Annotated in this window: 11 protein-coding genes; 7 read left to right on the top strand and 4 right to left on the bottom strand. The window is 71.8% G+C overall.

Translation table 11 applies throughout. From position 1 onward, the window contains the following. Nucleotides 1-107: 107 nt before the first annotated feature. Complete coding sequence (locus D0Z67_RS08005; protein ID WP_031179814.1) at nt 108-2,072, top strand: S53 family peptidase; 1,965 nt, start codon at nt 108-110, stop codon at nt 2,070-2,072. Between the two features lie 83 nt (nt 2,073-2,155). Continuing rightward, nucleotides 2,156-3,910 carry an NAD+ synthase gene (locus D0Z67_RS08010; RefSeq protein ID WP_031179813.1) on the top strand — a complete coding sequence of 585 codons (1,755 nt, stop codon included), beginning with the start codon at nt 2,156-2,158 and terminating at the stop codon, nt 3,908-3,910. On the opposite strand, the gene D0Z67_RS08015 is transcribed toward D0Z67_RS08010, so the two are convergent. Genes D0Z67_RS08015 through yczR form a run of 3 tightly spaced genes read right to left on the bottom strand, consistent with a single transcriptional unit; the run spans nt 3,907 to nt 6,085 of the window. Continuing rightward, entirely contained in the window at nt 3,907-4,434 is a 528-nt protein-coding gene (locus D0Z67_RS08015) for a putative immunity protein (RefSeq protein ID WP_031179812.1), read from the bottom strand. The two genes, D0Z67_RS08010 and D0Z67_RS08015, sit on opposite strands and share 4 nt — an antisense overlap. Next, a complete protein-coding gene (locus D0Z67_RS08020) occupies nt 4,431-4,634 on the bottom strand; it encodes a hypothetical protein (protein WP_031179811.1) in 204 nt (67 codons plus the stop codon). Before D0Z67_RS08020 ends, D0Z67_RS08015 begins: the two co-directional genes overlap by 4 nt. 59 nt (nt 4,635-4,693) lie before the next feature. Then, nucleotides 4,694-6,085 (bottom strand): MocR-like transcription factor YczR, encoded by a 1,392-nt coding sequence (gene yczR, locus D0Z67_RS08025; protein WP_031179810.1) that lies wholly within the window; start codon nt 6,083-6,085, stop codon nt 4,694-4,696. Between the two features lie 129 nt (nt 6,086-6,214). Here yczR and yczE point away from each other — a divergent pair, with 129 nt between their 5' ends. Both yczE and D0Z67_RS08035 read left to right on the top strand, forming a co-directional pair. After that, entirely contained in the window at nt 6,215-6,910 is a 696-nt protein-coding gene (gene yczE / locus D0Z67_RS08030) for a membrane protein YczE (protein WP_051887514.1), read from the top strand. Beyond that, on the top strand, nt 6,882-7,625 hold the full coding sequence (locus tag D0Z67_RS08035; RefSeq protein WP_031179808.1) for a phosphodiesterase: 744 nt from the start codon (nt 6,882-6,884) through the stop codon (nt 7,623-7,625). Before yczE ends, D0Z67_RS08035 begins: the two co-directional genes overlap by 29 nt. A 94-nt stretch (nt 7,626-7,719) precedes the next feature. On the opposite strand, the gene panB is transcribed toward D0Z67_RS08035, so the two are convergent. Beyond that, nucleotides 7,720-8,583 (bottom strand): 3-methyl-2-oxobutanoate hydroxymethyltransferase, encoded by an 864-nt coding sequence (panB, locus tag D0Z67_RS08040; protein ID WP_031179807.1) that lies wholly within the window; start codon nt 8,581-8,583, stop codon nt 7,720-7,722. 207 nt (nt 8,584-8,790) lie between these two features. Between panB and D0Z67_RS08045 the strand changes: the two genes are divergently transcribed. The 3 genes from D0Z67_RS08045 (at nt 8,791) to D0Z67_RS08055 (ending at nt 12,318) form a co-directional block, all read left to right on the top strand. Then, complete coding sequence (locus D0Z67_RS08045; protein ID WP_199812134.1) at nt 8,791-10,374, top strand: MFS transporter; 1,584 nt, start codon at nt 8,791-8,793, stop codon at nt 10,372-10,374. A 74-nt stretch (nt 10,375-10,448) separates the two neighbouring features. After that, complete coding sequence (locus D0Z67_RS08050; protein WP_031179805.1) at nt 10,449-11,078, top strand: TetR/AcrR family transcriptional regulator; 630 nt, start codon at nt 10,449-10,451, stop codon at nt 11,076-11,078. Nucleotides 11,079-11,265: 187 nt separating this feature from the next. After that, nucleotides 11,266-12,318 (top strand): endonuclease/exonuclease/phosphatase family protein, encoded by a 1,053-nt coding sequence (locus tag D0Z67_RS08055; RefSeq protein ID WP_031179804.1) that lies wholly within the window; start codon nt 11,266-11,268, stop codon nt 12,316-12,318. Nucleotides 12,319-12,404: the final 86 nt, after the last annotated feature.

The raw sequence follows: 12,404 nt of genomic DNA on the forward strand, positions 1-12,404 counted from the left end.
GGCCCCCATCGTGTGATCTCCACGCCGGTCGACACCGCCGCTTCACCGGCGCGCATCCGCGACGTACCGACCACGACATGCATGCGCAACGCATCGCAGGGGGTTCTATGAGATCCAACCGCGCCAAGACGCGCGCCGGTGTGAGCATGGCGGCGACGCTGCCGATGATCGCCGGGGCGCTGGCGCTCGGCATACCCGCGGCCCACGCGGACGGCCCGGCGCGCAACACGCTGACCGGCACCCGGCCGCTGTGGGCCACGGCGAAGGCGGACAAGGGCGCCGCCGCCGACAGCGCCCGCGTCGACGCCCACGTCTACCTGGCCGGGCGGGACGCGGCCGGACTGGCGGCCTACGCCAAGGCCGTCTCCGACCCGGCGTCGCCGCTGTACGGCAAGCACCTCAGTGCCAAGGAGGCGCAGGCCCGCTTCGGGGCCACCAAGGCCCAGGTGAGCGCCGTCAAGTCCTGGCTGAAGTCGGCCGGTCTGACGGTCACCGGGGTCACCGCGCACTACGTCTCCGTCTCCGGTGACGTGGCCGCCGCCGAGAAGGCGTTCGGCACCCAGCTGCACAACTACGCCAAGGGCGCCCGGACTTACCGCGCCCCGGCGAAGACCGCGTCCGCACCCGCGTCCCTCAAGGGCGCCGTGCTCACCGTGACCGGCCTGGACAACGCGCCGCACAAGGCCAAGCACGATAGCCAACTTCCGCCTCCGGAAGCGGTGTTCAAGAACGCCGGCCCGTTCTCGAGCTACTTCGGCTCGAACGTCGCGAGCAGCCTGCCGGACGCGTACGGCCACAAGATCCCGTACGCGGTCAAGGGTTACACCGGCAAGCAGCTCCGCGCGGCCTACGGCGCGGGCAAGTACACCGGCAAGCACGTGCGCGTCGCCATCACGGACGCGTACGCCTCGCCGACCATCGCCTTCGACGCCGGCTCCTACGCCAAGAAGCACGGCGACGCGGCGTGGAAGACCGGCCAGCTGCACCAGGTGCTGCCGAAGAAGTACACGCACACCGGGGCCGACGAGTGCGGGGCGGCCGGCTGGTACGGCGAGGAGACCCTCGACGTCGAGGCCGTGCACGCGGTCGCGCCGAACGCGGACGTCACCTACGTGGGCGCCGCGTCCTGCCTCGACGACGACCTGCTGGACTCGCTCAGCAAGGTCGTCGACAACCACCTGGCCGACATCGTCTCCAACTCCTGGGGCGACATCGAGGCCAACCAGACGCCGGACCTGGCCGCCGCGTACGACCAGGTGTTCCAGTTCGGCGCGGTGGAGGGCATCGGCTTCTACTTCTCCTCCGGCGACAACGGTGACGAGGTGGCCAACACCGCCACGGACACCAAGCCGGGCGTGAAGCAGGTCGACACCCCCGCCAACTCGGCCTGGGTGACGGCGGTCGGCGGTACCTCGCTGGCGGTCGGCAAGGGCGAGAAGTACCAGTGGGAGACCGGCTGGGGCACCGAGAAGGCGACCCTGTCGGCCGACGGCAAGAGCTGGGCCGGCTTCCCCGGCGCCTTCACCTCGGGCGCGGGCGGTGGCACCAGCAGGACCGTGCCGCAGCCGTACTACCAGCAGGGCATCGTCCCGAAGAAGCTGGCCACGGCCAACAACAAGGCCGGCAACCGCGTCGTCCCGGACATCGCGGCCATCGCCGACCCGAACACCGGCTTCCTGGTCGGCCAGACCCAGACCTTCGCGGACGGGACCCTGCGCTACAGCGAGTACCGCATCGGCGGCACCTCGCTGGCCGCGCCGGTGATCGCGGCCGTGCAGGCGCTGGCGCAGGAGGCGCGCGGCGGCAAGGCGATCGGCTTCGCCAACCCGTCGATCTACCAGCGGTACGGCAAGGCGGGCGTCTTCCACGACGTCACCGACAACCCGACCGGCTCCGGCCTGGCGGTGGCCCGTACCGACTTCGTGAACGGTACGGACGCCTCCGGCGGCCTGGCCGTCTCGGTCCGCAGCCTCGGCAAGGACAGCTCGCTGCACGCGGTCAAGGGCTACGACGACGTGACCGGCGTGGGCTCGCCCGCGAACGGCTACGTGCAGTCGTACAAGGGTCACTGATCCGCGGTAACCGGTGACGGGGGCGTGGGGTGTCGGACACCTCACGCCCCCCATCGCGTCGGAGTGACGATTACACTGGCGGGGTGCCTCAACTTCGTCTCGCCCTGAATCAGATCGATGCCCGGGTCGGCGACATCGCCGGCAACACCGAGTCCGTGGTCCGGCGGGCCCGCCGGTCGGCCGAGGCGGGAGCGCAGCTGGTCGCGTTCCCGGAGATGGTGCTGACCGGGTATCCCGTGGAGGACCTCGCCCTGCGCTCGTCCTTCGTCGAAGCCTCCCGCGCCGCCGTGCGCACGCTGGCCGCCAGGCTGGCCGAGGAGGGGGCCGGCGAGGTGCCGGTGGTGGTCGGGTACCTCGACCGCTCGGCGACCGCGCAGCCGAAGTACGGCCAGCCGGCCGGTGCCCCGCAGAACGCGGCGGCCGTGCTGTACCGGGGCGAGGTGGTCCTCACCTTCGCCAAGCACCACCTGCCGAACTACGGCGTCTTCGACGAGTTCCGCTACTTCGTGCCCGGCGACACCATGCCGGTGATCCGGGTGCGCGGGGTCGACGTCGCGCTCGCCATCTGCGAGGACCTCTGGCAGGACGGCGGCCGTGTCCCCGCCGCCCGTTCGGCCCACGCGGGCCTGCTGCTCTCGGTGAACGCCTCGCCGTACGAGCGGGACAAGGACGACACCCGCCTTGAGCTGGTCCGCAAGCGGGCCGAGGAGGCGGGCTGCACCACCGCCTACCTCGCCATGACCGGCGGCCAGGACGAGCTGGTCTTCGACGGCGACTCCATCGTGGTCGGCGCGGACGGCGAGGTGATCGCGCGGGCACCGCAGTTCGAGGAGACCTGCCTGCTGCTGGACCTGGACCTGCCCGCCGCCGACCCGGACGCGCCGACGGGTGTCGTGGACGACGGTCTGCGCATCGACCGCGTGATCCTCTCCCCCGACCCCGTGCCGTCGTACGAGCCGGAGCACCCCGGCGGCTGCGCGGAGCGCCTCGACGACGACGCGGAGATGTACGGCGCGCTGGTGACGGGCCTGCGGGCGTACGTCACCAAGAACGGCTTCCGCTCCGTGCTGATCGGGCTGTCCGGCGGCATCGACTCGGCGCTGGTGGCCGCGATCGCGTGCGACGCGGTGGGCGCGGAGAACGTGTACGGGATCTCGATGCCGTCCAAGTACTCCTCGGAGCACTCCCGGAGCGACGCGGCCGAACTGGCCCGGCGTACGGGGCTGAACTTCCGTACGGTGTCGATCGAGCCGATGTTCGACGCGTACATGGGCGCGCTGGACCTGAGCGGGCTCGCGGAGGAGAACCTGCAGTCCCGGCTGCGCGGCACGCTGCTGATGGCGGTGTCCAACCAGGAGGGCCAGCTCGTGCTGGCACCGGGCAACAAGTCCGAGCTGGCGGTGGGGTATTCGACCCTGTACGGCGACTCGGTGGGCGCGTACGGCCCGATCAAGGACGTCTACAAGTCCTCGGTGTTCCGGCTCGCCCACTACCGCAACCGGGCTGCCGAGGAGCGCGGTGAGACCCCGCCGATCCCGGAGAACTCCATCAGCAAGCCCCCCAGCGCCGAGCTGCGCCCCGGCCAGGTCGACACCGACTCCCTCCCGGACTACCCCGTCCTCGACGCGGTCCTCGACCGCTACGTCGACCACGACCAGGGCGCCGACGCGATCGTCGCGGCGGGCTTCGCCCCCGACCTCGTCGTCAGAATCCTCCGCATGGTCGACACGGCGGAGTACAAGCGGCGGCAGTATCCGCCGGGCACGAAGATCTCGCCGAAGGGGTTCGGGAAGGACCGTCGGTTGCCGATCACGAACGGGTGGCGGGAGCGGGCCTAGCCGCGGGGGCGGGTGCGCAGGGCTGTGTCCAGCAGGCGGGTCAGTTCGCCGACCCGTCCGCCGCCGTCGGGGGCGGACGGGTAGCGGTTCAGCACGTCGAGGACGCCGGGGGCCGCCCGCCGCGCCGTCCGCTCCAGGTGGCCGGGCGCGCTCCCGCCGGCGGCCAGCTCGGCCGCCCTCGCCGCATGCGCCCCGGCCCCGAGGATGTGCTTGACCTGCGTGGGCTTGGCCAGCGGGTGCAGATAGGCGGCCCCGGCCGCGGCCATCGCCGCCCGCGCGGCCTCCCCCGCGGCCTCCGTGTGGGCCGCCTGGGCCGCCTTGAGCGCCGCCCAGGCGGTGTCGCGCAACGCCTTCCCCCGCTTCCCGCCGCGCGCGAACGCCCAGGCGGCCGCGATGGCCTCCCGGGGCCGGGCGTCCTCGGGCCGATCGGCCTCGAAGACAGCGAGCACGGTCTCGGCGGAGCCCGCCGCGAACGCGGCGACCGCCCGCAGATCCTCCGTGCTCAGCGCGACCTCGGCGCTCATCGCCCCTCTTCCGGCGCGGACCGCCGGTCGGCGAGCCGGTCCTGATCGGCGGTGTTCCCGGTACGGGCCTCGGTGCGGCGGCCCCGTTCCAGGTAGTCCCGGACGATCAGCTCGACCGCGTCCTGCGGACTCTTCGTACCGGCCAGCAGCATGACCTCGATGGCCAGATCGGCGTCGAGACTGACGGTGACTCTCGCCATTCCCCTCCTCAGCAGGCTCCCCGGAGCAGCGTATCCAGATCGGGCCGCGTCGTCGGCGCTCATGCGACAGGTGCGGGGGTGTGGGTGCCGGTGGCGCCCCGGGCGAGGGCCCGCCGTGCCCGTGCCAGCCGGTCGACCGCCTCGGTCAGCCGGCCGGGCGGGAGGGTGTAGGGCAGCCGGATGTTGCGTTCGAACGCGCCGCCGATGCCGAAGCGTGGGCCGGCGGCGACGGTCACTCCGTGGTCCGGCGCGATCGCCGCCAGCCGTGAGCTGATGGGCTCGGGGAAGGTCGCCCACAGGGTGAAGCCGCCGTCGGGCCGGCGGGTGCGGACCTCGGGCAGGTGCTCGGCGAGCGCTTCGCAGAGTGCGTCGCGTTGGGATCGCAGTCGGCGGAGCGTGCCGGGGCGCCGGGTCCGGTGCTCGTTCAGGAGCACGGCGGTGGCCAGCTGTTCGACGACCGGGGTGCCGAGGTCCGTGGCGTGCCGGGTCTGCTGGACGCGTTCGAGGAGGGACGGGGTCGCCCTGATCCAGCCGATGCGCAGGCCGCCCCAGATGCTCTTGGAGACCGAACCGACGCTGATCGCGGTCGGCATGTGCAGCGCGAAGGGTTCCGGGGCCGCCCCCTCCAGGGCCAGGTCGGTCATGGTCTCGTCGACGATCGTGGGGCAGGCGAGCCGGAGTCCGGCGCGGGTGCTCGTGGGCATGCACAGCCCTGTCGGGTTGTGGAAGTCCGGGATCAGGTAGGCGAGGTTCGCATCGCGGGCCGCTTCCTGGAGCTGTGCCGTGTCCCAGCCCGAAGGCGTCAGGGCGACCGCCAGCAGCCGGGCACGGGCCTCGGTGAACGTACTGATCGCGTGCGGATAGGTCGGATGGTCGATCAGCACCCGGTCGCGCGGGGACAGCAGGGTGCGCGCGAGGAGGGCGAGCGCGTGCTGCGCGCCGTTGGTGATGAGGATGTGGTCGGGGGCCGTGGGCAGGGAGCGCCGCCGGTACCAGCCGGCCACCGCTTCGCGCAGTTCCGCGATGCCGTACCGGTCGTAGCCGTGCCGCTCGAAGTGGCGTGGCAGTTGTTCGAGCGCGGTCGCGAAGGCGGAGTGCAGGATCTCGACCGGCGCGGGCGGAGCGGCGAAGGACAGGTCGATGGCCGACGGGCCCGCGACGCTCTTGCGTGCGGGCGGTGGTTCGTCGGGCAGCCGTACCGTGGCCCTGGCCCGTGCCCGGGTGGCGAGGTACCCCTGCTCGACCAGCGTGCGGTAGGCGGCACCGACGGTGGTCCGGCTGGTGGAGAGCGCGGCGGCGAGGTCGCGCTCGCCCGGCAGGGCCGAGCCGAGCGGGAGGCGTCCGTCCAGGACCAGGAGCCGCAGCCGGTCGGAGAGGCGCTGATGCGCCGGGCCGGGGCCCTCCTGCCAGGTCCCGAGCATGCGTGCCACCGCGTGCGCGCTCACTTTCACCGCGCCAGCATAAGCGATCTGGCTATGGAATCGAGGTCCAGATGCCCGCAGGCTCACCGCATGGCATCTCCCGCTCCTGCTCCGCCCGTTGCCGCCCGGGCGCGTCAAGGCCCGCCTGTGCTGGCCCGGTTGAACGCGCTCGCTCAGTTCAGAGCGGGCCGTACGACGCGTCGCGTTCTCCAACTGCTGGTCGGTCTGGTGGGGTACGGGGCCGCCGTGATGACGCTCGTCCGGTCCGGGCTGGGAGCGGCGAGCTGGAACGTGCTCACCGAGGGCACCGCCGGGGCCCTCGGTGTCTCGTTCGGGTGGGCGACGAACCTCATCTCCCTGACGGTGCTTCTGGCGTGGATTCCGCTGCGGGAACTGCCCGGCCTCGGCACGCTTCTCAACGTCGCCGTCGTCGGCTTCGCCGCGGATGCCACCGCGGCCGTGCTCCCCCGCCCGCAGGGGACTCCCGCCGCGATCGCGTACCTCGTACTCGGCATCGTCGCGCTGGCCTTCTTCGACGCGCTCTACCTCGGTGCGCAGTTCGGGTCCGGTCCGCGCGACGGCATCATGACCGGACTCGTCCGGCTCACCCGCCTGCCCGTCGCCGTGGTGCGCACCGGCATCGACATCGCCGTCGCCGGGACCGGCTGGCTCATGGGCGGAACCGTCGGTGCCGGGACCGTGCTCGTCGCCCTGTGCATGGGCCCCCTCGTCGGCCTCTTCCTCCCCCGGGTGGCGGTCCGCCTCCCCGTCGTCGAGGCGGACGGCCGGCCCACCCTTGGAACGCTCCCCCTACGAGAGGACGAAGATGACGCTGCTGCTCGCCCACATCAGTGACCTGCACCTGGACGGCGGTGAACGGGCCACCCGGCGCGCCGAGCGCGTCATGGACCACCTGCGGGCGCTGCCGCATCCGGTGGACGCGGTTCTGGTCACCGGTGACATCGCCGATCACGGCACGGAGGCCGAGTACGAGCAGGCGGCCCGCATACTGGCGGCGCCCTTCCCGGTGCTCACCCTCCCCGGCAACCATGACGTGCGCGCGGCCTACCGCAAGGCGCTGCTCGGCGAGGAGCCCGGCGACGCCCCCGTCAACCGGCTGCACGACATCTCCGGGACCGCCGTGCTGATGTGCGACTCCAGCATCCCCGGCCGCGACGAGGGGCGGCTCGACGCGGCGACGCTCGACTGGCTGGACACCACCCTCACCGGCCTGCCGGAGGACACCCCGGCGCTGGTCGCCTTCCACCACCCGCCGGTCGAACTCCACCACCCGTACCTCGACTCCATCATGCTGGAGCAGCCCGGAGACCTGGCCACCCTGCTGAACGCCCACCCCCAGGTCGTCGCCGTCCTGACCGGCCACGCCCACACGGCAGCCGCCTCCACCTTCGCCGCCCGCCCCCTGCTCGTCGCCCCCGCCACCACCTGGACCCTCCGCCTCCCCTGGGAGGGCCCCGACCTCGCAGACCGCACCCAGCCACCGGGCATCGCGTTCCATGTCCTGGACGAGGACAGGCGTCTGACGAGTCATTACCGGGTTGTGGTCTGAGAGACGCCGAGGCACAGAAACCACAGGGCAGCCCGCCGGAAGGGGGAAGGCCGGCGGGCTGCCCGTTGGTGGTGCGGCAGTGGTCAGGGGGTGTCTAGTGGACGGAGTGTTCGTCGAGGGGGAACGTTCCGCCGACGACGTCCTCCGCGAAGGACTTGGCCGCGTCGCCCATGACCTCGCGGAGCGCCGCGTACTTCTTGACGAACTTCGGGACGCGGCCCGAGGTCAGGCCGAGCATGTCGGTCCAGACGAGGACCTGCGCGTCGGTGTCCGGGCCCGCGCCGATGCCGACCGTCGGGATGTGCAGGACGCGCGTGACCTCGGCGGCGAGTTCCGCCGGGACCAGCTCCAGCACGACGGCGAACGCGCCCGCGTCCTGTACCGCCTTCGCGTCGCGGAGCAGCTGCTGGGCCGCCTCCTCACCGCGCCCCTGGACCCGGTAGCCCATGGCGTTGACCGACTGCGGGGTGAGGCCGATGTGGGCCATCACCGGGATGCCGGACTCGACCAGCAGCCGGATCTGTTCGTGCGACCGCTCGCCGCCCTCCAGCTTGACCGCGCCCACCCCGGCCTCCTTGACCAGCCGGGTCGCCGAGCGCAGCGCCTGCACCGGACCCTCCTGGTAGGAGCCGAAGGGGAGGTCGCCGACGATGAGGGCGCGGCTGGTGCCGCGTACGACGGCGGCGGAGAGCATGGTCATCTCGTCGAGCGTGACCGGCACGGTCGTCTCGTAGCCGAGGTGGCAGTTGCCCGCCGAGTCGCCGACGAGGAGGACCGGGATGCCGGACTCGTCGAAGACGGAGGCGGTCATCGCGTCGTAGGCGGTGAGCATGGGCCACTTCTCGCCCCGCTCCTTGGCGAGGGCGATGTCGCGGACCGTGATGCGGCGGGTGCCCTTTCCTCCGTACAGCGTCTTGCCGTCGGAGGGCTTCGTCTGGGCAGCCGAGAGCTGCGTCATGGCAACGGCTCCTTCAGTTCATCTCGAGGCGCCCTTTCGGCGTCCCCGGATCGTCTCCATGGTGGCACTTCGTGCCGGAGGTGGCCAGGGGACCCCCACCCAGGACGCCCGCCCGCCCCGCACACCGGCGCCCGGCCGCGCAATGCCTCGGCAAAGGAATTCAGATACGAGACGGTGCCGTATTGAAATGCCACTACGATCGGGCACATGACAACCTCCCCTGCCCCCCGGATACCGGAAGCCGTGCACCGGCGCCGCTGGGCGATCCTCGGCGTGCTGATGCTGAGCCTGCTCATCGTGGTGCTCGACAACTCGATCCTGAACGTCGCCATCAAGACCATCGCCACCCCGGCGCCCACCGGTCTGGGCGCCACGCAGAGCGAGATCGAGTGGGCGATCAACTCGTACACCCTGGTCTTCGCCGGTCTGCTGTTCACCGCCGGGCTCATCGGTGACCGGCTCGGCCGCAAGAAGGTGCTGCTCGGCGGGCTGGTGGTGTTCGGCATCGGCTCCGCGCTGGCCGCCGAGTCCGGCTCCCCGGGCCAGCTGATCACCTACCGCGCCGTGATGGCCCTCGGTGCCGCCTTCGTCATGCCCGCCACCCTGGCCGTGCTGATGAACGTCTTCGAGCGCTCCGAGCAGCCCAAGGCCATCGGCATCTGGGCGGGCGGGGTGGGTCTGGCCATCGCCATCGGCCCGATCACCGGCGGCGCGCTGCTGGACCACTTCTGGTGGGGCTCGGTCTTCCTGATCAACGTGCCCATCGTGCTGATCGCCCTCGCCCTGATGGTCTGGCTGGTCCCCGACTCCCGCGACCCGAAGCCCGGCCGGCTGGACCCCGTCGGCGTGGTGCTCTCCGTGCTCGGCCTGGTCCTGCTGGTCTACGGCATCATCAAGGGCGGCGAGCTGGCCGACTTCACCGACGCCAAGGTGCTGGCCACGATCATCGCCGGTGTAGTCGTCCTGATCGGCTTCGTGGTCTACGAGAAGCGCAGCGACCACCCCTCGCTGGACGTGACCTACTTCCGCAACAAGGTCTTCTCGGCCGCCATGGCCGCCATCGCGCTGGTCTTCTTCGCGCTGATGGGCGTCACGTTCTTCGGCGTCTTCTACACCCAGAGCGTGCGCGGCTACTCCCCGCTGGAGTCCGGCCTGCTGATGCTGCCGCTGGCCGCCGCCCAGATGATCTTCGCGCCCCGCGCCCGGCTGCTGGTCGACCGCTTCGGCAACCGGGCCACCACCACCGCGGGCATGCTGCTGATCGCCGGGACCCTGGCCGCGTTCGCCGGCTTCGAGGCCGACACGCCCATCTGGCTGCTGGAGGTCGTCTTCTTCCTCATGGGCACCGGCATGGCGCACATCATGACCCCGACCTCGGTCGTCATCATGCAGGCGCTGCCCCGCGAGAAGGCCGGCTCCGCCTCCGCGCTCAGCAACACCTTCCGCCAGGTCGGCGGCGCCCTCGGTATCGCCGTACTCGGCTCGGTGCTCGCCACCTCCTACCGCAACGGCATCGACGGCAGGCTCGGCGCGCTGCCGCCCGGCCTGCGCGACACCGCGGGCGAGTCCATCGAGGCCACCCTCGGCATCGCGGAGAAGCTCGGCCCGCGCGGCCAGGCCCTGGTCACGCCCGCCTACGACGCCTTCCTGCACGCCATGCACGTCACCGCGCTGTGGGGTACGGGTGTGGCGCTGATCGGCGCCGTCGTCGTCGCCGTCTTCCTGCCGGGCAAGGCCCCGGCGGCCGAGGCCGGCGAGCGCGAGCCGGAACTGATCAGCACCGGCGACTGAGTATCGGTACCCGGCGGGGGGAGGCTGCCGCTGCGGGAGAATCCTCCGCAGCACACCGAGAGGACGACACAGACGTGAGCCTTGCCGCAGACCGGTCAGCGCAGCCCGCCCCCGCCCGGGGCAGGCCCCGCAGCGAGGCCGTGGAGCGCGCCATCATCGAGGGCGTGATGAAGCTCCTGGAGGACGGCGTACCGCTGGCCGACCTGTCCATCGAGCGGGTCGCCCGGACCGCCGGGGTCGGCAAGGCCACGATCTACCGCCGGTGGAGCGGCAAGGAGGAGCTGTTCGTCGACGTCATGCGCGCCGCCGAGCCCCCCGACCCGCAGCTCCCCGGCACCTCCATGCGCGACGACCTCGTCGTCATGCTGGAGACCCTGCGCCGCCGGGGACTGGCCAGCCGGTCCTCGGCGATCATGCACAACGTCTACGTCCAGGCGAAGTGCAGCCCCCGCATCTGGGCCGCTTACGAGGCGAACGTCATAGCGCCCCGGCGCGCCCTCACCCTCGACGTGCTGCGCCGGGGCCAGCGCGACGGGGAGCTGCGTACCGACATCGACGTGGAACTGGCCAACGACATGTTCGTCGGCGCCATGCTGGTGCGCACCGTCCTGCGCCCCGACGCCGGCCTCCCCGAGGGGCTCGCGGAGGAGATCGTCGACACACTGCTCGCCGGCCTACGGCCCGTCAGGCCCCCGGCGCAGTAGCCCGGATGTGCGGGTTTCGTCACAGAAACCCCGCGTGGCGGGGCTCCACGGAACTGCCGGCCCCGCTTCGTACGTCATCGACTTCCGAACGGCCGTCATGGGACGGCGGAACGGAGCCCGGCATCCCCTAGGGTCGTACAGACACACGGGGGGATGACGGAGTGCACGGCAGGCAGTGAGGCACGGTATGGCGCAGCAGGCGTACATGACGGAGACGGACAACGGCGGCTCGGGGCCCGAGCGACCAGTGTCCCGGCTTCGGCGCCTGGCGCACCGCCTGTTCGGCGGCTGGCGCGGTGACCCCGGTATCTGGCGGCGCGGGCTGGTCACCGCCGCGCTCGCGCTGCTGCTGGCGCTGGTGATGGTGGTGCACTCGCGCATCCCGAACCGGCTCGGCAACCTGGGCAGCCTGATCGAGACGTTCCTGCCCTGGCTGGGTCTGGCGATCCTGGCGCTGCTGGTGCTCGGCGTCGTCCGCCGCTCCGCCACCGCGCTGATCGCGCTGCTGCTCCCGGCGATCGTCTGGCTGAACCTGTTCGGCGGGCTGCTGCTCTCCGACAAGTCGGGCACCGGCGGTGATCTGGTGGTGGCCACCCACAACGTGAACGCCGACAACCCGGACCCGGCCGCCACCGCCCACGACGTCTCCGCCTCCGGCGCCGACATGGTCGCCCTGGAGGAGCTGCCCGCCTCGGCGGTGCCGGTGTACGCGTCCGCGCTGAAGGCCACGTACCCCTACCACGCGGTGGAGGGCACGGTCGGGCTGTGGAGCAAGTACCCGATGAGCCAGGTGCAGGCGGTCGACATCAAGCTCGGCTGGAAGCGGGCGATGCGCGCCACCGTCTCCACGCCGGACGGGCTGGTCGCGGTGTACGTGGCGCACCTGCCGTCGGTGCGGGTGAAGCTGGAGGCCGGGTTCACCGCCCGGCAGCGCGACAAGAGCGCCGACGCGCTCGGCGAGGCCATCGCGGACGAGACGCTCACCCGGGTCGTGCTGCTCGGCGATCTGAACGGCACGATGAACGACCGCTCGCTCAACGCCGTGACCTCCCAGCTCCGCTCCACGCAGGGCGCGGCGGGCAGCGGCTTCGGGTTCAGCTGGCCGGCCGCGTTCCCGATGGCGCGGATCGACCAGATCATGGTCAAGGGCGTCGAGCCGGAGAGTTCCTGGACCCTGCCGCGCACCAACAGCGACCATCTTCCGGTGGCCGCTCGTGTGAAGCTCGACATGCCGTCGTAACCCGCAGGAATACTGGCCTTGAAAGACTTTGTTCCGTACGGGAACATAGAAGATTCCCCCTGAGCCCTGTACGGCACATTCGTTCT

The organism is Streptomyces seoulensis, from assembly GCF_004328625.1.
GTDB classification, from domain to species: domain Bacteria; phylum Actinomycetota; class Actinomycetes; order Streptomycetales; family Streptomycetaceae; genus Streptomyces; species Streptomyces seoulensis.

What these genes read in the sequence shown, in the direction of transcription:
- D0Z67_RS08005 (WP_031179814.1), top strand. Translation starts at nt 108, where the DNA reads ATGAGATCCAACCGCGCCAAGACGCGCGCCGGTGTGAGCATGGCGGCG.
- D0Z67_RS08015 (WP_031179812.1), bottom strand. Translation starts at nt 4,434, where the DNA reads ATGAGCGCCGAGGTCGCGCTGAGCACGGAGGATCTGCGGGCGGTCGCC.
- D0Z67_RS08020 (WP_031179811.1), bottom strand. Translation starts at nt 4,634, where the DNA reads ATGGCGAGAGTCACCGTCAGTCTCGACGCCGATCTGGCCATCGAGGTC.
- D0Z67_RS08035 (WP_031179808.1), top strand. Translation starts at nt 6,882, where the DNA reads ATGACGCTGCTGCTCGCCCACATCAGTGACCTGCACCTGGACGGCGGT.
- panB (WP_031179807.1), bottom strand. Translation starts at nt 8,583, where the DNA reads ATGACGCAGCTCTCGGCTGCCCAGACGAAGCCCTCCGACGGCAAGACG.
- D0Z67_RS08045 (WP_199812134.1), top strand. Translation starts at nt 8,791, where the DNA reads ATGACAACCTCCCCTGCCCCCCGGATACCGGAAGCCGTGCACCGGCGC.
- D0Z67_RS08055 (WP_031179804.1), top strand. Translation starts at nt 11,266, where the DNA reads ATGGCGCAGCAGGCGTACATGACGGAGACGGACAACGGCGGCTCGGGG.